The following is a 525-nucleotide window of genomic DNA, read 5'->3' as shown; positions in this document are numbered from 1 at the left end:
CGCCGGCCTTGACCATGTTGATCATGAGCGGCGGGAACACCTGCGGGTGCCGGCCGAGGGACGTCGAGAGCGCGACACCGGTCTCGACGTCGTTGCGGACCTGCGCCACGATCCGCTGCAGCGGCTTGGACTCGGTCTGCTCGGCGAGGATCGACAGCGCGCGCAGCAGCGACAGGCCGGAGCTGATCATCGTCGCGAGCTGGCGCGACATCACGGCGATGTCCTTGAGCGAGACCTTGTCGCTCATGCCGGGGATCTTGATCTCGGCGTTGAGGCCGCCGGTGCTGACCTCGTTGATCGAGACGGCCGCCATGCCCATCTCGCGCAGCCGGTTGGCGACCGCCGCCTGGTTGGACGCCTCGACGCGCCCCTTGACGATCTTGCCGCTGCGGTCGCGGACCGCGTACTCGAACGTCTTGCTCGCCATCAGTAGCCTCCGCCCGCGGCGACCAGGCCGGCCGCGCCCTGCGTCTGGCCGCCGATGCGGCCGGCCAGCCGGTTGAAGTCCTCGACGTGGTGGCACTT

General features: G+C 69.5%; 1 protein-coding gene. It reads right to left on the bottom strand.

All coding sequences use genetic code 11. From position 1 onward, the window contains the following. A partial coding sequence (locus tag J7523_RS20540; protein WP_291890685.1) for a type II secretion system F family protein occupies positions 1 to 427 on the bottom strand: 427 nt, incomplete at its 3' end. Positions 428 to 525 lie beyond the last annotated feature (98 nt).

Origin of the sequence: Cellulomonas sp. (genome assembly GCF_017744555.1) — a bacterium.
Lineage (GTDB): Bacteria > Actinomycetota > Actinomycetes > Actinomycetales > Cellulomonadaceae > Cellulomonas.
Note: the sequence above shows the minus strand (reverse complement) of the source record. Positions and strands in the feature narration are given on the sequence as shown.